The sequence below is a fragment of the Microbulbifer litoralis genome (genome assembly GCF_023634065.1).
GTDB lineage: Bacteria > Pseudomonadota > Gammaproteobacteria > Pseudomonadales > Cellvibrionaceae > Microbulbifer > Microbulbifer litoralis.
The window spans coordinates 13,738-32,242 of record NZ_JALKCV010000012.1 but is presented as its reverse complement, the minus strand read 5'-3'; the positions used below and the strand labels follow the sequence as shown (position 1 = coordinate 32,242).

The window sequence follows — 18,505 nt, the reverse complement described above, 5'->3', positions numbered from 1 at the left end:
AGGCAATCCGGCAGTCTGGCAGCAGTAACCCGCGGGAGATGTTGTCGGGGCGGGTCAAGTAGCAGGTAATTTTCATGAATCAGACAGCAGTGATTACTCCGCGGGGCGATCGGCAGCGGCGCGCCGGGATCATTTTCCCGGCGCCGAGCGCAGAGACAGCGGCGTTCGCCGGCGATGTGACGGCACTGGCGTCACCGCGGGCCATCAGCCTGTCGTGGCTGAACCGTGTTCTGCAGCGGGCGAGCCCGGGGGTGTCGGCGCTGGCGGATTTCTCGCAACGGCCGGTCAGCACCAGTGATTTCGAGATTACCGTGCGCCTGCAGCTTGAATATCGCGGGCGTCGCCATGGGCCGGCCAGCGTCCTGGCAAAATTTTCCCGCCCCCTGCCCGCGCCGAAATGGCGGGAGTTTGTCCGCCAGTCGTTCAGGCGCGAGGCCGCCGCTTACTGTGAACTCAACCGGCACTATGCCTGCCGCGTGCCGGACCTGCTGTTTGCCGTCGCCAGCGGCGGCAGTTTCAATATGTTGCTCGCCGATACCGGTGCCGCGCCCGTTGAGCCGGCGGCAAGTGTCGATGTGCACCGGCCGGAACACGAGGCATTCCTGCAGGAGCTGGCACAGCTGCACGGTTGCTTCGTGCGCACTTCGCCCGCCTCGGCCCCCGGCTGGCAACTGCGCCAGCGGGACAGCGCGCGCTTTGTCGCGCACCGCTATGCGCAGGGGGTGGAGACTCTCCGGGGTGTTTTTGCCGGCCGGCTATCCCGCGGGCATTTCCGTTTGCTGGAGCGCTTTTCGGCCAGGGTCGCCACCTGGCACCGTTTCGAGCGCCACCTGTTGACCCTGACCCACGGCGATGCGCGGCTGGAAAATGGACTTTTCCTGCGCCGGGAAAATGCGGGTTGCAATGCCAGCCTGGTCGGTTGGAAGCTGGCCGGGTTGCGCAACCCGATGTACGACGTCGCGAGCCTGTTGGCCAACGATCTGTCCTATACCGCGCGCAACAACAGCGAGTCCGCACTGATCCAGCGCTACTGCCGTATCTTTGAGCAGAGTGGTATCCAGTATCCGCTGAGGGAGGCGTTCCGTGATTACCAATTCAACCTGTTCGGGCCGCTGATTTTCAATGTCTGTGCGGCCGCTTTCCTGGGCTATCGCCTGACCGGCAACGGCGAACTGATAAAACGCATTCGCCGCAACTGCCTGGCGCTTGTGGATTGGGAGTCCGAGAAATTGCTGGGCGAGCGCAGCAATGTGATCGCCTGATTCAGGGTATAGAAATTTATTTTTCTGATGGGTATATCTGGAGTAAACATGATTCCGAGAACGCTTTTCAAACCGGAACACGAAGAGTTCCGCCGTATGGTAAAACGCTTTATCGAGCAGGAAGTGATGCCCCATCACGAGCGCTGGGAGAGCCAGCAGCATGTCGACCGCGAACTCTGGAATCGCGCCGGCGAGCTCGGTCTTCTCTGCCTGACCATTCCCGAGGAGTACGGAGGTATCGGCGCCGATCGTGTGTACAGCACGGTGCTGATGGAGGAGCAGAGTTATGCCGGCGCCACCGGCCCCGGCTTCAGCGTGCACTCGGATATTGTCGCCAACTACATCTGCAACTTCGGCACCGGGGCGCAGAAGCGCGACTGGCTGCCGAAAATGGCATCCGGCGAGGCGGTGGGGGCGGTGGCCATGAGCGAGCCGGGCACCGGCTCGGACCTGCAGTCCATCACTACCCGAGCGGAAAAAGACGGCGACGACTACATCATTAACGGATCGAAAATATTTATCACCAATGGGTACCTGGCGGATATCGTGGTGGTCGTAGCCAAGACCGGTGACAGCGGCGAGGGCGCGAAGGATTCCTCGCTGATTCTGGTGGAGGCGAACCGCGACGGGTTCAGCAAGGCCAACCCGCTGCAGAAAATCGGCATGAAGGCCCAGGATACCTGTGAACTCTATTTCGATAATGTGCGGGTGCCGCAGAGCAATCTGCTCGGCGAAGTGGAGGGACAGGGATTTATTCAGTTGATGCGGGAACTTTCCTGGGAGCGGTTGATTATCGCCATCCTGTCGGTATCCGCCGCCCGCGCGGCGCTGGAAAACACCCTCGAGTACACCCGCGATCGAAAAGTCTTCGGCCAGGCGGTTTCCAGCTACCAGAACTCCCGTTTCAAACTGGCTGAAATGAAAACGGAAATCGAGATCGGCCAGGTATTCGTGGACCGCTGTATCGAGGAGGTTCTGGAAAACCGTCTCGCCCCCGAGGCCGCCGCGGCGGCGAAGCTCTGGACCTCGGAGTTGCTGTGCCGGGTGGTGGACGAGGGGCTGCAGCTCCACGGTGGTTATGGTTACATGCTGGAATACCCGATCGCCAAGGCCTATATCGACTCCCGGGCCGGCCGCATCTACGGCGGTACCAATGAAATCATGAAGGAGTTGATCGCACGGTCACTGTGACCGCCCGGTGGCGCCGGGTATCGGTCGCAATGTAATTGACACCGCGGCGCGGCGGGATTAGCTTGCTATTCAGTCGAATATAAAAATATGGCCCACTAGTGGGCCGCTGGTAAAGCTCGGTAACAAAGGAGCACAGCCAAATCGTTCAGGTCAAGGCGAGAAAGCGCTGGAATAGCAGCGTTATTTCAAGCCTTCTCAACGCAGAGCTGGACGATTTGGCGAAGCGAACTGTTACCTAACTTTGCGAGCGGTCCACCAGGCCCTTCGCATTGGATATCAGTTTTCTCCGGGCGTTTACGGAGAAACAGTCGCGAATTACTGGATAATGATAAGAGAAAACACGGAGCGCTTATGAGCCAGGTCGTGAAGTTCGCATCGCCCCTCGACTATCTGATGCGCTGGGAGCGCGAAAAGCCGGACCAGGTCTATATGACCCAGCCGCTGGCCGACGGGAAGCTGCTGCAACTGACCTGGAAGGACGCGGCCGACCAGGCCCGTCGCGTCGCCAACTACCTGGTGTCCCTGGATCTGCCGCCGCGCAGCAATATCGCGCTCACCGGCAAGAACAGTGCCCACTGGGTTATTGCCGATCTCGCCATCTGGATGGCCGGCCATGTCACTGTGCCCCTGTACCCGACCCTGGGGGCGGATGCCACCGAATATATTCTCAAACACTGTGAAGCCAGACTGTTGTTCGTCGGCCGCCTGGACGGCCAGAGCGACAGCTGGAGCGAAGTGGAGCCGGTCATTCCGGAAGGGCTGCCGCTGGTGGTCCTGCCGATGGCGCCGCCGGTAACGGCAAAACCCTGGGACGCAATTCTGCACGAGCAGCAGCCACTGCGGGAGATCCCCGAGCGCACCATGGATGAACTGGCAACAATCATCTATACGTCGGGCACCACGGGTAAACCCAAGGGCGTGATGCACAGTTTTCGTTCGCTCACCGCACCGGCGGGCTGTTCCGTAGGGTTGTGGAAACCGGACAGCGACGATCGCATGCTCTCCTACCTTCCGCTGGCCCATGTGGCTGAGCGGGTCGCGGTGGAAATTCCGTCGCTGGTGTTCGGCTTCCAGGTTTTTTTCAACGAATCGCTGGAGACTTTCCCCGCGGACCTGAAGCGGGCGCGACCGACACGATTCTTTTCGGTGCCGCGCCTCTGGACCAAGTTCTACCAGGCGGTCAACGCCAAAGTTCCACCGGCCCGCCAGCGGTTCCTGTTTGCGCTGCCTTTTATCGGCGCAACAGCGAAGCGGAAAATCCTCCGCGAGCTGGGGCTTGACAGTGTCAGGGTCGGGCTCACCGGGGCGGCGCCGCTGTCGGCGGAGATTATCGGCTGGTACCGCAGGCTGGGCCTGGACTTGCTCGAGGTGTTCGGTATGACCGAAAATGCCGCGGCCTCCCACGCGGCGCGTATCGGCGAGGTGCGGCCCGGCTATGTGGGCACGCCACTGCCCGGGGTGGAGTGCCGTATCGACGACTCCGGCGAGGTGCTGGTCAAGAGCCCGGGACAGATGCTCGGCTATTACAGGATGCCGGAAGAGACCCGGGCAAATCTCACCGAAGACGGTTTCTTCCGCACCGGGGACCGCGGGGAACTGGATGAAATCGGCCGCCTCAGGATCACCGGGCGCACCAAGGATCTTTTCAAGACCGCCAAGGGAAAATATGTGGCACCGGTGCCGATCGAGAATATGCTCGGTGCCCACCCGGGAATCGAGGTGATCTGCGCTACCGGGCCGGGGCAGCCGCAGCCGTTCGCACTGGCAGTGTTGTCGCCCGGCGCGCTGGACCCGGACAGCGAAGAGGATAAAAATCAGTTTGAACAGGCGTTCGGGGCGCACCTGGATCGGATCAACCGGCAACTGGAGGATCACGAGCAGCTCAATTACGTGGTGATCGTCAGGGAACCCTGGACGATCGAGAGCGGCATGCTGACGCCGACCATGAAGCTGAAACGCAATGTGATCGAGGAGCGCTACCTGCAGTTTGCCGAGGGCTGGCGCGAGAGCGAGCGGAAGATCATCTGGGAAGGTTAGTGTCGCGATGAAAATACAGGCGGCCATCGCCAGGGCGGGTTCCATTGTCGATATCGAGACCTGCGACCTTGACCGGCCGGGTCCGGACGAGGCTCTCGTCAGGCTGGAGGCCTGCGGAATCTGCCACACCGATCTGCTGTCTTTGGGCGGCCAACTGGGAACGCCACTGCCGGCGGTGCTGGGCCACGAGGGCGTCGGCCGTATCGAGGCGTTGGGGGCGGAAGGTGAAGGCTTTACCGTCGGCGACCGGGTGTTGATGAGCTTTGCCGCCTGTGGCCACTGCCCGCGCTGCGACGGTGGTGCGCCGGCCTACTGTGATGCGGCCCTGCCATTGAATTTTCTCGGCCGGCGCCCGGCGGGGACGGGGCCCATGTCCCTGGGCGGGACTGCCATCACCAGCCAGTACTTCGGTCAGTCCTCGTTCGCCACCCATACCGTCGCCGGCCTGCGCAATATGATCCGGCTGCCCGAAGACCTGCCGGCGGAACTGATGGCGCCGCTGGCCTGCGGTGTGCAGACGGGCATGTCTGCGGTGATCAAGCTGCTCGGCGCCGGTGAGGGGCGCAGTATCGCCGTCTTCGGTTGCGGAACCGTGGGCCTGGCGGCGGTCATGGCCGCGGTTATTGCCGGCTATGAACGCATTGTCGCCGTCGACCTGCGGGAAGACCGTATCGCCATTGCGCGTGAAATCGGCGCCACCGAGGTCGTCAGTGGTGACACCCAAGCGATAGAAAATCAATTGCGTGCGATGGCCCCGGTCGATTGTGCACTGGATTCCACCGGATCGACGGCGGTAATCGAGTCCGCCTTTGCACGCCTGAGACGCTGCGGGCAATTGCTGTGTCTCGGCGTCAGCCCCGGCGGCCGCGAGTTCGGTATCGATCCGCGGGAACTGGTTTTCACCGGGCGCAGCATCCGCGGCAGTGTCGAGGGGGATTCGGATCCGGCCGCGTTTGTTCCACAGATGATCGACTATTTCCGCGCTGGCTGGATGCCGCTGCACAAGATTGTCAAAACCTATCCGTTTGCAGAAATCAACAGGGCGATGGCGGATCTGCGCTCCGGGGAAACCGTAAAACCGGTGCTGTTGATGGATTGAAGGGAAATACTACTATGCAAGTAATGGAAACGGCGGACAGCCGGGAACTTTTCGAACAGCTGAAATCGGGCGGGGCCGCGCCCGCGGACCTGTTTGACTTTTTCGATCGCCTGCCGGCAGTGTCGGTCGAGGCGATGATCGGCGAGTGGCGCGGCGGCATCCTGAGCCGCGGACATCCGGTCGAGGAGCAACTGCACGCGATGCAGTGGGACGGCAAACGTTTTGCCAGCGCCGATGAGGTCTACCCGATCATCAGCCGGGACGGACAAGGCGCGCGATTTGTCAACGACGCACTGGGTGGCGCCAGTCTGCGCGAAGTGGTTTTCCGCGGCCTGTCTTCGGCGGCCATGATCTACGACAAAAGCCCGGTATTTGATCATTTCCGTCGCGTGGACGACGATCGGGTGGTCGGCGTGATGGCGCAGAAGGGCAATGGCCGACCGCTATTCTTCTACCTGGAAAGACTCTCATAGGGCGGACCACGGTAGTCCGGATGCAAATGTGCAGCGCCGGAATCCGGGCATTTTTGCCGCGGTGCCCGCGGGTTCCGCTGACCTTTGCGTTTAATCTCCCGCCCGACAGCCAAAATTCATCTTTTCGGACGATACCCGGGAGGTGGTAACTGCTCCTATATTGTCATCGCGATGATGAGATGCCGGGGAACCCCTGAAGAGGATACTGGCTGTTCCCGTTTCAGACCTTCCTGAATGCATCCCAAAAGATAAAACCATAATATTTTTGGAGGTGTCCGATGATTCGTGGTCCTTTAGCAACCACGGGCGTAGCGGCTTTATTGTTTTCCCTGCTGGGTTCTTTCGCCATCCGGGCAACGGCTGCGGAACCGCCGCTGCTGGACCAGCGCGAGATCCGCTCGCCTCTGGCCGCCGGCTGTGAGGGCAAGCCCGACGATACGCCCCTTCCCCTGGATCCACGCACACTGGTGGTGCCGGGGGTGAACGAGCCGGGAACGGCAATCCAGTTCAATGCTTTCTGGGTCGACCTGCACGATCCACCCGAGCCCTTTATCACCGATCCGGAAAAGTTGCCCCCGAACCCGACTACCTGCGGAGAATTCCGCGCGAGTGCCGCGCGCGGCAAGCACAATCTCGAGAGGCGGGACTATTTCCAGTTTTTCAGCACCTCCTTGGCCTATTACAAGCTCTATAAAACCTGGGGCTACCTGCTGCGCCCGTCGGATTTCGACGAGCAGGTGATGAAGCGCTACGGCCTGACCGAGGCGCCGTTTCGCAATCCCTACCCGTATCCCTGGGAAAACCCCAAGTGGACCAATGGTGGTAGCGGGCAGTTGCCCCTGGGCCTGGTGCAGGTCAAGAACGAAGACGGCGAATACACCGGCATGATCGCCTCCACCTGCTCGGGCTGCCACGACTCGAAACTGGGTGTCGGTGAGGAATCCTATTTCCACTGGGGTCGCGCCAACGGCTCTATCGATGCGGGCCTTATCCAGTCGGATTTCTTCCGGGCCAATGTCGTGACACTGCCACTGCAGCTGGCACCGATTCCCTGGAGTGTGAATCGCGGCAATACCGATGCTATCGGCATTATCGATTACCTGCCGGCGCTGTTCGACATGGACACCATGATGCTGGCTCCGAGCCTGCTGGAGTACTTCCCGTCCCACGCCGGTGGCCAGACCAAGGCGCCGCACTGGTACCACCGCGCGTTCAAGACCCGCCAGTTCTGGGACGGCGCGCTGACCTCGGACAACGTGCGCTCGGAAATGGCTTTCGGTGTCGCCAACCTGACCCGCAATGCCGCAGAGCGCCGTGCCCTGACTTCGGAGTTCGAGGACATCGACAACTTCCTGATTGCCATGTCGCCACCGCTCTACCCGGGTGAGATCGACGATCAACTGGCGAAGCAGGGGGCTGTGTTGTTTCACGAGCGGGACCTGTGGGCCAACGGTGCCAACGCGGATATTCCCAAGACGCCGGGTAATGGCTCCTGCGCAAGCTGCCACGGTGTCTACTCGCCGCGCTATGCAGAGGATTCCGATTACCTGCCGGACCCGCGCCTGAAAGGAGTGGCCGGGGTAATTACGCCGATCGAGACCATCGATACCGATCCGGCCCGTGTGGGCCTGATGGAGGACGAACGCAAGCGCCGTGCCTGGAACACATCCTTTCTCGCCTACAACGACCTGAGCCCGGACCACACAGGTTTTGCCGACAGCCTGGTGGTGAGCGAGCTGAACCGCATACCGCGCTCCCAGTACGACCGCGGCGAGGGCCCGGTCTTTTCGCCCAAGGGACCCAACGAGTGGATCGATCCATTCGGCTATATCGCCACGCCGTTGTACGGTGTCTGGGGTAATGCCCCCTTCTTCCACAACGGCAGTGTGCCTGACCTGTGGGGCGTACTGAAACCGTCCGAGCGGCCGGCAATCTGGAAACGCCGGCAGACGGGTCCGGGGATCTTCGGCAAGAACCGCGGACTGGATATGAGCTTTGATGCCTACGACTGGACCAGGCTGGGCTGGAAGCACGATGAGCTGGAGTGCAGCAACTTTATCCTGACTTCGCCCTTCCTGCCGTGTACCAACGATATGGCGACCGTCGATATCCTGTTTGCCAATGTCGCCAACAAGGTGGCGGAGTTCAATTCGCTGGCCTACCAGTCACCGCCGCCGATCACCGACAAGCAGATCAGGTCGCGCATGATTTTCAACAGTCACCTGTACGGTATGGGTAACCAGGGGCACGAGTTTACCCGGTCGCTGACCGACGCGGAGCGCTACGCGATCCTGGAATACCTGAAGACTCTGTAGCGTTATTGTGGACCTTGGCCGCCCCACCGGGCGGCCTTTTTTCGATGTTGCGGAAGTCGATCAGTAAAACTTCTTGCGATAGGCAAAAGGGGTATGGCCGGTCCACTTGCGAAAGGCGCGGATAAAGGTGCTGGCCTCGGCGAAGCCGGTCAGGTAGGCCACGTCTTCGATGGATATGCTCGCGTCGGCCAGGTGTTGCATGGCCACATCCCGGCGCAGTTGCTCTTTCAGTTCCCCGTAGCCGATACCCTCGTCGCCCAGCAGGCGACGCAGCTGTTTGGATTGCAGTCCCAGTTCCGCCGATACCTCCACCAGTGTGGGCATATCGCTCAGGCTCTGTCGCAATACCGAGCGGGTTTTGCCGATCCAGCTTTGCAGGTCGTGGTACCCCTGCAGCAGGTTGCGTTGCGGTTGCTTGAGAAATTCCTCCAGGTCGGCCTGGTCCTGTCGCACAGGCGTCTGCAACTGTTCGCGTTTGAAGACCAGCTCGCAGTGGGGTCTGGAAAACTGTATCGGCGCCCCCGGGAAGATCGCGCGGTACTCGCTCCGGTGCTCCGGTGCCGGGTAATCGAGCCCGACGGTATCGATCGGCAGTTTCTGCCGTGTCAGCCAGCAGCCGAAACGGTGCAGGCCGAACATGATCATCTCGTAGGCATAGGGCTCGGGATGTGGTTGGCCGAACCAGGTGGCAAAGCGCAGCCGTACGTGGGTGCCTTCCAGTAACAACTGCGGTCGCAGGCCGCGCTCGATCATGCTGTAAAAATGGCAGTAGCGTTTCAGGGCCTGGCCCAACGTGCGGCTGTGCAGCATCCAGTGGGCCATGGCGGCGCCGGTGCCCAGCTTCATTGGCAGCGGTGTATAGCCGAGCATCTCGTCGCCCATCTCGCGCATCGCCAGGGTCTGCAGGTCGGCATAGCGGCGTGCGCCGACGCGGGCGCCGCTGTCCTGCAGCATTCTGGGGGCGATACCGCAACGTCGCAGCAGGCGCTCGGTGGAGATACCGCGCGCCGGCGCGTAGCGCAGTACCGAGTGCAGAAAAGAGACGGGGATAGAGATGTCCTGCATTTTGCGGGGCCCTGGTGGACTTTCCGTCATTCTTTTTCCTGCGGGATAAAATGTCAATTTCTTGCCTCGGATGTGCTTGTTGGACCCGGTTTTCCCCTTTCATAATGACTAAAAGGTACATATTCACGGTGTTGCGGCCGTATTGCGAACAATAATGGACAAGGATAGAGCGATGACACAGAGCGCCTATATCTACGATGCCATCCGCACCCCGCGCGGCAAGGGCAAGCGCGATGGCTCCCTGCACGAAGTGAAGCCGGTGGCCCTCGGGGCGGGCCTGCTGCGCGAACTGCAGCGGCGCCACGACCTGGACACAGCCTGTGTCGACGACGTGGTGATGGGCTGCGTATCGCCGGTGGGTGAGCAGGGCGGCGATATCGCCAAGACCATTGTGCAGTTCGCCGACTGGCACGAGAGCGTCGCCGGTGTGCAGCTGGATCGCTTCTGCGCCTCCGGCCTGGAGGCGGTCAATATCGCCGCGATGAAAATTGCCTCCGGTTGGGAGGAACTGGTGGTGGCCGGCGGCGTTGAATCCATGTCGCGTGTGCCTATGGGGGCGGCCGGTGGTGCCTGGATCAACGACCCGGAAGTGAATGTACACGATGGTGCGGTACCCCAGGGAATCGGTGCCGATACCATCGCCACCATCGAGGGCTGGAGTCGCGAAGATGTGGACGCCTATGCACAGGCCTCCCAGCTGCGCGCCGCTGCCGCACGCGCATCCGGTTACTTCGATCGCTCGGTGGTGCCGGTGCGGGACCTGAACGGGATGCCGATCCTGGAGAGCGACGAGTTTATCAAGCCGGATACCTCGATGGATGTGCTGGGGCAGCTGCGCCCATCCTTCGCCAAAATGGGCGCAATCGGTTTCGACGACCTGATGCTGCGCAAATACCCGAACCTGCCGGCGATCGATCATGTGCATACACCGGGCAATTCCTCTGGCATCGTCGACGGCGCCTCGGCGGTTCTCATTGGCAGCGAACAGGCGGGCCGGGACCTGGACCTGGCGCCGCGCGGTCGCATCGTCACCACCGCGGTACTGGCCACCGACCCCACCATCATGCTTACCGGCCCCGGCCCGGCGGCAAAAAAAGCGCTACAGAAAGCTGGAATGGCCACTGCGGATATCGACCTGTTCGAAATCAACGAAGCCTTCGCCTCGGTGGCGCTGCGCTTTATGAAAGACCTGGATATCTCCCACGAAATCACCAATGTCAACGGCGGTGCCATCGCCATGGGTCACCCGCTGGGAGCCACTGGGGCCATGCTGGTGGGCACGGTGCTGGACGAGCTGGAACGGCGCAACCAGAAGCGCGCGCTGGTGGCACTGTGTGTCGGGGGCGGCCAGGGAATTGCGACGATTATCGAGCGTGTATAAATCCGGTGCTGCGCGCCCGGAAAAAGACAGAAAAATACGAATCAGGTGAAAGCGATGGCCGAGAGAATCAACGGTTTTATCTACGACAAAGACAGTGATGGACTGGTCACGGTAACCATGGATATGGACGGTCCGGTCAATGCCATGAACGGGCAGTACCGCGTGGCAATGGCGGAAACCGTCACACGTCTGGAAAACGAAAAGGACCTGAAAGGGGTGGTGATCACGTCCGCCAAGAGTACATTTTTTGCCGGCGGCGACCTGCGCGCACTGTCCAGCGTGGCGCCGGGAGAAGAGGCCGGCCAGTTTGAAATGATCGAAGGCGGTGTCAAGGCGCCGCTGCGGCGGCTGGAAAAACTGCCGGTGCCGGTGGTGGCTGCGATCAACGGCGCTGCGCTCGGCGGTGGCCTGGAGATCTGTCTCGCCTGCAATCACCGCATCGCCTGGAACTCCCCCAAGGTCAGTATCGGCCTGCCGGAAGTCACCCTGGGCCTGCTCCCCGGTGGTGGCGGTGTGGTGCGCAGCATTCATATGTTGGGGCTTGAAAAGGCCCTGCCGATCCTGATGGAAGGGCGCCATATGCCGGTCAATGAAGCGCGGGAAGCCGGCCTGGTGGACCAGATGGAGGAGATCACCACTAATCTGGTGGAAGCGGCGAAGCAATGGATCGTGTCAAACCCGGACGCCTGGCAGCAGTCCTGGGATAAAAAGGGCCACCGGATTCCGGGCGGCGATATCTGGAACCCGAAGGTGACCCAGACCCTGTCCGCAGCGCCGGCGATGCTGTACAAGAAGACCCGCGGCCTGTTGCCGGCGCCTGAGAAAATCCTCGATGTGGCGGCCCAGGCCGTGACCGTGGATATCGACACGGCATTGCGTTACGAATCCCGCGCGCTGGCCTACCTGATCACCACACCCCAGGCCATCAACCTGATTACCACCGGCTTTTTCCAGATGAACAGCGTCAAGAGCGGCGCCAGCCGACCCAGAGGCGTGGAAAGATCCACTGTCAAAAAGGTCGGTATTCTCGGTGCCGGCATGATGGGGCAGGGCATCGCCTACGCTTCTGCGCGCGCCGGTATCCAGGTGGTGCTGAAAGATATCTCGCTGGAGGCGGCGGAGAAAGGCAAGGCCTACAGCGCTGCATTACTGGACAGGCAGATAGAGCGCGGCCGCAAAACTGCCGATGACAAACAGCAGTTGCTGGACCGGATTCTGCCCACTGCCGATGACGACGAGCTGCGGGGCTGCGACCTGATTGTGGAGGCGGTATTCGAGAATATCGAGCTCAAGGCTAGAGTCACCCGGCAAGCGGAACCTTTTCTCGCCGAGGGGGGGATTTTCGGCTCCAACACTTCCACGCTGCCGATCGGCCAACTGGCCGAAGTCAGTGCGAAGCCGGAAAACTTTATCGGCATCCACTTTTTCTCACCAGTGGACAAGATGCCGCTGATCGAGATCATCTGTGGCCGGCAGACCAGCGACGAGACTCTCGCCAGGGCGTTCGACTACGCCCAACAGATCCGCAAGACGCCGATTGTCGTCAACGATTCCCTGGGCTTCTTTACCTCGCGAGTGTTCAGCACCTTCCTCGACGAAGGTGCGCGCCTGTTGGTGGAGGGGCTGGATCCGGTATTGATCGATGCCATGGGCAAAAAGATCGGCATGCCGGTTGGGCCGCTGGCGATCCAGGATGAAGTCAGCCAGGAACTGACCCGCAAGGCCGCCGAGACACACCGCGAAATGGGTGTGCTCGGCAGCAAGGGCGACAACAGTTGCAATATCGCCGTGTGCGAGCGGCTGATCGGCGAATTTGGCCGCGGTGGTCGCTATCACGGCGGCGGTTATTACGAGTACCTCGAAGACGGTAGCAAGCAGGTCTGGCCGACACTCTACGAGCTCTACTTCCGCGACGATATGGAGATGCCGGAAGGCGATATCGGGGACCGGCTGCTGTTCCGCCAGGTGATCGAGAGTCTCAAGTGCCTGCAGGAAGGTGTGCTGCGCAGCGTCGCCGACGGCAATGTCGGCTCGCTGCTGGGTATTGGCGCCCCCAGCTGGACCGGTGGCTTTATCCAGTTCGTCAACACCTACGGCCTGCAGTGCTTTATCGACCGCTGCGAGGCATTGGCTGAACAGTACGGTGAGCGCTTCCGGGCACCGCAGATCGTGAGGGAGGCCCTGGAGCAGGGCGGGACTTTTCACTGATCGCCCCTGATCGCTGATGGAACTGCCAATCAGTAATTGCCCGTCATTTATCGATCGTCTTGAATAACCCGTGAGTGGAGAAAACCATGGATATCAGGGAAAAAACGGCCATTGTTACCGGCGGCGCTTCGGGGCTGGGGCGGGCGACGGTGGAGCGCTATATCGCCGAAGGCGCCAATGTGGCGATCTTCGATCTGGATGAGCGCGGTGGGCAGGCCCTGGCGGACTCCCTCGGCGGGGGAGCGATCTTCTGCAAGGTCAATGTGGCGGATGAGGAATCGGTGACGGCGGGCATTACCAGGGTTATCGAAACCTTCGGCGCACTACATATCCTCAATAACTACGCCGGTATCGGTTCTGCCTGCAAGACCTACGGCAAAAAGGGGCCGCACCCGCTGGATGCCTATATGAACGTGGTGATGGTCAACCAGGTTGGGACGTTCAACTGCGCGCGGCTGGCGGCGGAGCGTATGGCGGCCAATGAGCCGCTCAATGAAGACGGCGTGCGCGGTGTGATCATCAATACCGCCTCGGTCGCCGCCTACGAGGGGCAAGTGGGCCAGGTGGCCTACAGTGCGACCAAGGGCGCGGTGGTGGGGATGACGTTGCCGATGGCACGGGAGCTGGCCAGTTACGGTATTCGCGTCAACACCATCGTGCCGGGCCTGATTCACACCCCGCTGTTTGAAACGGTGGATGAGGCCTACTACAAATCCCTCGAGGCCTCGACGGTGTTCCCGCAGCGATTGGGAAAAACCAGTGAGATTGCGGCGCTGTCGGCACATATTGTCGAGAATGATTATATCAACGGCGAGTGTATCCGGATGGATGCGGGTATTCGCATGCAGCCGCGGTAAAAAGCAGCAATCAAGTTTCGTCGCTCCGAGACAATCTGGGCAACGAGCCGATGCGGGGTACGCCTCTCAGGGACACGCCGTGAATACATCCCCGAACACCAGAATAAAAAACAGTAGCGGAGAAAAAAATGGGTACGCTGAGCGGATACCGTGTCATTGAGCTGGTAGGAATGGGGCCCTGTCCCATGGCCGGCATGCTGCTGGCGGATATGGGCGCGGAGGTGATCTGCGTCGATCGCAGTCTTGCGCCGGACCCCATGTACGCGCGGGACATGAGCCGGCGCGGCAAGAAATCCGTGGTGCTGGACCTGAAAAGCGACAGCGGCCGCGAGGTTTTCCTGAAGCTGGCGGAGAGGTCCGATGTGGTGATCGAGGGATTCCGGCCGGGGGTCATGGAGAAGCTCGGGATCGGTCCGCACGAGTGCCAAGCGGTCAACCCGAAACTGGTCTACGGACGCATGACCGGCTGGGGGCAGGAGGGGCCACTGGCGCAGAATGCCGGCCACGATATCAACTACATCGCATTGGGCGGCGCCCTGCACGCGATCGGGCGCAAGGGGCAGAAGCCGGTCGTGCCGCTGAACCTGGTGGGAGATTTCGGCGGCGGCAGCCTGTTCCTGGTGAATGGGATTCTCGCGGCATTGCTGGAGGCGAAAGGCTCCGGTCTCGGCCAGGTGGTGGATGCGGCGATGGTGGACGGCGTCGCCAACCTGATGTGGATGTGCCACAGCTTCAGCGCTGCCGGGGTGTGGAATCCGCGGCAGCGGGAGAGCAACCTGCTGGACGGGGCGGCCTTTTTCTATGACACCTACGAGACAGCGGACGGAAAATATATGGCACTGGGTGCCATAGAGCCGCAGTTCTTCACCCGTTTTGTGGAACTGGCCGGGCTGGACAAAACCGTTTTCAATGCCGCAGTGCAGGGTGATCGCAGCCAGTGGGCGGTTCTCAAATCCGAACTCGCCGACCGTTTCCGGCAGAAAAGTCGCGACCAGTGGTGCGCCATTCTGGAAGACAGCGATGCCTGCTGCTCGCCGGTACTCAGCTGCGAAGAGTCACCCCAGCACCCGCACAGTGTGGCGCGCAACAGCTATATCCCGGTGGATGGCTACCTGCAACCATCGCCAGCTCCGCGTTTCAGCCGCACGCCATCTGCGGTATTGCACGGCCGCCGCCGGCCCGGTGCGGACAGCCGCGCACTGCTGGTGGAGCTGGGTTATAGCGGGACGGAGATCGAATCCCTGTGCAGTGATGGCAGTGTCGCCGCACCGGAACCTGTGGAGGAACCCCATGCAAGCGTTTGAATCCCTGCTTTACCGCGCCGAACACCGAGTTGCCACCATTACCCTGAATCGGCCCGAAGTGCGCAACTCGCTCAACCGCAAGCTGCGGCTGGAGTTGCGCCAGGCCATCGAGCAGGCGGACGGGGACCGCGATGTGCGCGCGGTGATCCTGACCGGTGCCGGCGGCGGTTTCTGTGCCGGTGCCGACCTGGTGGAGCGATTGCCGGGGGCCGATCGGGACGGTTTTGTGACCCAGATACTGAATGCCGAATACCACCCGCTGATCCTCGGTATCCGGCAGTCGCCGAAACCCTGGATCAGTGCTGTCAACGGCGCGGCCGCAGGTATCGGCTCCTCCCTGGCGCTGGCCTGCGACATGGTGGTGATGGCCGATTGCGCCTGCCTTTACTCCGCATTCGGCAGTATCGGGCTGATTCCGGATGGCGGCAGTCACCAGATGCTGCAGGAACAGCTGGGCAGCAAGCGCACCTTCGAGATGATCGCGCTGTCCCAGAAACTGGAGGCATTGCGCTGCCTGGATCTGGGGCTGGCCAACCGTGTGGTGCCGGCAGATTCCCTGCTGCCGGAGACGGAAAAGCTCGCCGGGCAATTGATTCGGGCGGCGCCCCTGACGCTGCGTTACTCCAAGCAGATATTGCGTGAATCGGCGCGCTCCGGCCTCGAGGCCACCATGTCGCTGGAAGCGGAGATCCAGAATCTGATGTATCGCAGTCGGGATTTCAAGGAAGGGGCGGCGGCCTTTTTCGAGAAACGCAAACCGGAATTCGAGGGTTGCTGATACGGCCTGTGCGGGGCGGAATCATGGCCGGACCAATGCCGCTGGCCCCGGCGGCGCTGCCGTTCGTGGCGGACCCCCTGCGCCGGAACCTGTACCGGCGCAAAAATGTCGATGCGGATCTGACCAGCCCGCTCTTGTTGTCGGCCTGCCTCTGGTGGTAATAATGACGCCACGGTGAATCAGAGGTCCCGACAATGAAAACAACTGTCCTGTTTATGCTCCTGGCCCTGCTGGCGAGCCCGTTGCTGCGCGCAGCGGAAAACCCGATTGCCCTCGTCATCCACGGCGGTGCCGGCACCATCGAGAAAAGTAACATGACGCCGGCGCGTGAAAAGGCCTATCGCGACAAACTGCGCCAGGCGCTGGACGCGGGCTACGGGGTGCTGGAGGGAGGTGGCCGCAGTATGGATGCGGTGATCGCTGCGATCCAGGTCATGGAAAGTTCGCCGCTGTTCAATGCCGGCAAAGGCGCGGTGTATACCTACGATGGTCACCACGAACTGGACGCCTCCGTGATGGATGGCAAGACACGCCAGGCCGGTGCCGTGGCGGGAGTGCGCCGGATCGAGAGCCCCATCGCGCTGGCGCGGATGGTCATGGAGGACTCTCCCTTTGTGATGCTGTCGGGGGAGGGCGCCGAAACCTTTGCCCGCTCCCGGGGCGTGCCACTGGTGGAGAACCGGATGTTTGATACCGAGCAGCGCCTGGAGCAGTTGCAGAGAGCAAAGGAAAAACTGGAGCGCGAGAATCGCCGGGGCAAAGACTATCAGGCGGCGGTGGAGGCCCTGCCATCGCCTTACAAAATGGGTACCGTCGGGGCCGTGGCCCTGGACCGGAGCGGCAACCTGGCCGCCGGCACTTCCACTGGTGGTATGACGGCCAAGCGCTATGGCCGTATCGGCGACTCGCCGGTAATCGGCGCCGGTACCTTCGCCGACAATGACTCTTGTGCCGTCTCCGCCACCGGCCACGGGGAATACTTTATCCGTTACAACGTGGCGGCGGATATCTGTGCCCGGGTGCGCTATCAGGGCAAGTCGGTTACCGAAGCGGCGGACAAGGTCATTCACGATGTGCTCTGGCCTACCGGTGGCACCGGTGGTGTTATCGCCGTGGATACCGACGGCAATATCGCCATGCCATTCAATACCAAGGGCATGTACCGGGCCAGTCGCAGTGGCAGCAAGCCGGCGAAAATCGCCATTTTCAAGGAAGAGTAGGGGTGTAAGCGGGGGGCCTGTGGCGAGGTGATATAGTTTCGAGATTCCGGATGGGTAGGCGTAGCCCGGATGGAGCGCAGCGGAATCCGGGACAGGGGGCGGCCCGACGCCACAGTCCCGGATTCCGGCGCTGCGCGCCTCCATCCGGGCTACGCCTTGCTGAAAGTGCCAGCAAGTACGAAACAGTACACTAGTTTTTCCAGTCAATTTTCTTGGGGCAGGAAAGCCATGGTGAAAAGAACAGGCAAGAAAAACAGAAAGAACCGGCGCCAGATCGAGCGCGAAGTGCGCTATTTCTGGGGCGGGGTGCTGCTGGTCGGTTTGATGGGAATACTGCTGATGTACATCGCGATGATGTAGCGGCTCTTGTTGGCGATGACGTTTCCGGTTGCCGTTTATGTCTCTCTATTGCAGTCTCAGGCGTAGCTCGGATGGAGCGCAGCGGAATCCGGGATAGGGTGCTGCGCGCCTCCACCCGGGCTACGCCTGATGGGCCGGAATAGCCCTGCGAACAAAAGTTGGCAGCGGAGTACAAGAAGTCGTCTCGCCTGGACGAACTCTGGGAAGATTGGCGTCCCCGGCAGGGCCGGGGCGGCCGCTTGCAAAGCGCAGCTTTGCGGCCGACTCGGCGCCCATCAGCTCGCTGATGGGCCGGAATAGTCCTGCGAACAGCCGTTGGCAGCGGAGTACAAGAAGCCGTCTCGCCTGGACGAATTCCGGGAAGATTGGCGTCCCCGGCAGGGCCGACTCGGCGCCCATCAGCTCGCTGATGGGCCGGAATAGTCCTGCGAACAGCCGTTGGCAGCGGAGTACAAGAAGTCTCTCGCCTGGACGAACTCTGGGAAGATTGGCGTCCCCGGCAGGGCCGGGGCGGCCGCTTGCAAAGCGCAGCTTTGCGGCCGCACCGGCGACCATCAGCTTGCTGATGGGCCGGAATAGTCCTGCGAACAGCCGTTGGCAGTGGAGTGCAGGAAGTCGTCTCGCCTGGACGAATTCCGGGAGGATTGGCGTCCCCGGCAGGACTCGAACCTGCAGTCCGGACTTAGGAGGTCCGTGGTTTATCCTGTTAACCGACGGGGACACAACGGGCACCGGCGCCCTGGGCCCCGGTGCGGAGGCGGCTATTCTAACGGCTGTCGGAGCCGGTGTCATGGGCCAATCCGATTGGAGTGACATCTCCCCCCGGCTATCGGCACGCAGCGCCGTGTCACCGGGGGTAACAGGGCTGTCCCTTCGTTACGCTCCTTCACGCGTTTTCCCCTTCATTGGACTGTCGATAAATTGTCGCAATTTGGTCACGAATTGGCGCTACTTT

General features: G+C 61.5%; 15 protein-coding genes and 1 tRNA gene. 14 read left to right on the top strand and 2 right to left on the bottom strand.

The window, feature by feature from the left end:
• Positions 1-74 precede the first annotated feature (74 nt).
• The 6 genes from MWN76_RS16235 to roxA all read left to right on the top strand — a co-directional run bounded on the left by MWN76_RS16235 (position 75) and on the right by roxA (position 8,377).
• Positions 75-1,262: a phosphotransferase gene (locus MWN76_RS16235; protein WP_250463165.1), complete on the top strand. Its 1,188-nt coding sequence runs from the start codon at positions 75-77 to the stop codon at positions 1,260-1,262.
• Positions 1,263-1,310: 48 nt separating this feature from the next.
• Positions 1,311-2,453 carry an acyl-CoA dehydrogenase family protein gene (locus tag MWN76_RS16230; RefSeq protein ID WP_250463161.1) on the top strand — a complete coding sequence of 381 codons (1,143 nt, stop codon included), beginning with the start codon at positions 1,311-1,313 and terminating at the stop codon, positions 2,451-2,453.
• 351 nt (positions 2,454-2,804) lie between these two features.
• A complete protein-coding gene (locus MWN76_RS16225) occupies positions 2,805-4,490 on the top strand; it encodes an AMP-binding protein (protein ID WP_250463158.1) in 1,686 nt (561 codons plus the stop codon).
• Positions 4,491-4,497: 7 nt separating this feature from the next.
• Positions 4,498-5,589, top strand: coding sequence for an NAD(P)-dependent alcohol dehydrogenase (locus MWN76_RS16220; protein ID WP_250463155.1), 1,092 nt, complete (start codon positions 4,498-4,500; stop codon positions 5,587-5,589).
• 14 nt (positions 5,590-5,603) lie between these two features.
• Positions 5,604-6,062, top strand: a complete 459-nt coding sequence (locus MWN76_RS16215; protein ID WP_250463152.1) for a DUF4334 domain-containing protein — start codon at positions 5,604-5,606, stop codon at positions 6,060-6,062.
• 278 nt (positions 6,063-6,340) lie between these two features.
• A complete protein-coding gene (gene roxA / locus MWN76_RS16210) occupies positions 6,341-8,377 on the top strand; it encodes a rubber dioxygenase RoxA (protein ID WP_486635094.1) in 2,037 nt (678 codons plus the stop codon).
• A gap of 60 nt (positions 8,378-8,437) precedes the next feature.
• On the opposite strand, the gene MWN76_RS16205 is transcribed toward roxA, so the two are convergent.
• Positions 8,438-9,442, bottom strand: a complete 1,005-nt coding sequence (locus MWN76_RS16205) for an AraC family transcriptional regulator (RefSeq protein ID WP_250463145.1) — start codon at positions 9,440-9,442, stop codon at positions 8,438-8,440.
• Between the two features lie 172 nt (positions 9,443-9,614).
• Here MWN76_RS16205 and MWN76_RS16200 point away from each other — a divergent pair, with 172 nt between their 5' ends.
• The 8 genes from MWN76_RS16200 (at position 9,615) to MWN76_RS21020 (ending at position 17,550) form a co-directional block, all read left to right on the top strand.
• A complete protein-coding gene (locus tag MWN76_RS16200; protein ID WP_250463142.1) occupies positions 9,615-10,823 on the top strand; it encodes an acetyl-CoA C-acetyltransferase in 1,209 nt (402 codons plus the stop codon).
• Positions 10,824-10,877: 54 nt separating this feature from the next.
• Positions 10,878-13,031, top strand: coding sequence for a 3-hydroxyacyl-CoA dehydrogenase NAD-binding domain-containing protein (locus tag MWN76_RS16195; RefSeq protein ID WP_250463139.1), 2,154 nt, complete (start codon positions 10,878-10,880; stop codon positions 13,029-13,031).
• Positions 13,032-13,117: 86 nt separating this feature from the next.
• Positions 13,118-13,888 (top strand): SDR family NAD(P)-dependent oxidoreductase, encoded by a 771-nt coding sequence (locus tag MWN76_RS16190; RefSeq protein WP_250463137.1) that lies wholly within the window; start codon positions 13,118-13,120, stop codon positions 13,886-13,888.
• A gap of 128 nt (positions 13,889-14,016) precedes the next feature.
• Positions 14,017-15,192 (top strand): CaiB/BaiF CoA transferase family protein, encoded by a 1,176-nt coding sequence (locus tag MWN76_RS16185; protein WP_250463135.1) that lies wholly within the window; start codon positions 14,017-14,019, stop codon positions 15,190-15,192.
• Positions 15,179-15,970: an enoyl-CoA hydratase/isomerase family protein gene (locus MWN76_RS16180; protein WP_250463132.1), complete on the top strand. Its 792-nt coding sequence runs from the start codon at positions 15,179-15,181 to the stop codon at positions 15,968-15,970. Before MWN76_RS16185 ends, MWN76_RS16180 begins: the two co-directional genes overlap by 14 nt.
• 23 nt (positions 15,971-15,993) lie before the next feature.
• Positions 15,994-16,131 (top strand): hypothetical protein, encoded by a 138-nt coding sequence (locus MWN76_RS16175; RefSeq protein ID WP_250463129.1) that lies wholly within the window; start codon positions 15,994-15,996, stop codon positions 16,129-16,131.
• A gap of 33 nt (positions 16,132-16,164) precedes the next feature.
• Positions 16,165-17,190, top strand: a complete 1,026-nt coding sequence (locus MWN76_RS16170; protein ID WP_250463124.1) for an isoaspartyl peptidase/L-asparaginase family protein — start codon at positions 16,165-16,167, stop codon at positions 17,188-17,190.
• Between the two features lie 228 nt (positions 17,191-17,418).
• The gene (locus MWN76_RS21020; protein ID WP_284500612.1) at positions 17,419-17,550 is read left to right on the top strand and encodes a hypothetical protein; all 132 of its coding nucleotides are present in this window, start codon (positions 17,419-17,421) and stop codon (positions 17,548-17,550) included.
• 645 nt (positions 17,551-18,195) lie between these two features.
• On the opposite strand, the gene MWN76_RS16165 is transcribed toward MWN76_RS21020, so the two are convergent.
• Positions 18,196-18,271 (bottom strand) — tRNA-Arg (locus MWN76_RS16165).
• Positions 18,272-18,505 lie beyond the last annotated feature (234 nt).

What these genes read in the sequence shown, in the direction of transcription:
- MWN76_RS16235 (WP_250463165.1), top strand. Translation starts at nt 75, where the DNA reads ATGAATCAGACAGCAGTGATTACTCCGCGGGGCGATCGGCAGCGGCGC.
- MWN76_RS16230 (WP_250463161.1), top strand. Translation starts at nt 1,311, where the DNA reads ATGATTCCGAGAACGCTTTTCAAACCGGAACACGAAGAGTTCCGCCGT.
- MWN76_RS16225 (WP_250463158.1), top strand. Translation starts at nt 2,805, where the DNA reads ATGAGCCAGGTCGTGAAGTTCGCATCGCCCCTCGACTATCTGATGCGC.
- MWN76_RS16220 (WP_250463155.1), top strand. Translation starts at nt 4,498, where the DNA reads ATGAAAATACAGGCGGCCATCGCCAGGGCGGGTTCCATTGTCGATATC.
- MWN76_RS16215 (WP_250463152.1), top strand. Translation starts at nt 5,604, where the DNA reads ATGCAAGTAATGGAAACGGCGGACAGCCGGGAACTTTTCGAACAGCTG.
- roxA (WP_486635094.1), top strand. Translation starts at nt 6,341, where the DNA reads ATGATTCGTGGTCCTTTAGCAACCACGGGCGTAGCGGCTTTATTGTTT.
- MWN76_RS16205 (WP_250463145.1), bottom strand. Translation starts at nt 9,442, where the DNA reads ATGCAGGACATCTCTATCCCCGTCTCTTTTCTGCACTCGGTACTGCGC.
- MWN76_RS16200 (WP_250463142.1), top strand. Translation starts at nt 9,615, where the DNA reads ATGACACAGAGCGCCTATATCTACGATGCCATCCGCACCCCGCGCGGC.
- MWN76_RS16195 (WP_250463139.1), top strand. Translation starts at nt 10,878, where the DNA reads ATGGCCGAGAGAATCAACGGTTTTATCTACGACAAAGACAGTGATGGA.
- MWN76_RS16190 (WP_250463137.1), top strand. Translation starts at nt 13,118, where the DNA reads ATGGATATCAGGGAAAAAACGGCCATTGTTACCGGCGGCGCTTCGGGG.
- MWN76_RS16185 (WP_250463135.1), top strand. Translation starts at nt 14,017, where the DNA reads ATGGGTACGCTGAGCGGATACCGTGTCATTGAGCTGGTAGGAATGGGG.
- MWN76_RS16180 (WP_250463132.1), top strand. Translation starts at nt 15,179, where the DNA reads ATGCAAGCGTTTGAATCCCTGCTTTACCGCGCCGAACACCGAGTTGCC.
- MWN76_RS16175 (WP_250463129.1), top strand. Translation starts at nt 15,994, where the DNA reads ATGGCCGGACCAATGCCGCTGGCCCCGGCGGCGCTGCCGTTCGTGGCG.
- MWN76_RS16170 (WP_250463124.1), top strand. Translation starts at nt 16,165, where the DNA reads ATGAAAACAACTGTCCTGTTTATGCTCCTGGCCCTGCTGGCGAGCCCG.
- MWN76_RS21020 (WP_284500612.1), top strand. Translation starts at nt 17,419, where the DNA reads ATGGTGAAAAGAACAGGCAAGAAAAACAGAAAGAACCGGCGCCAGATC.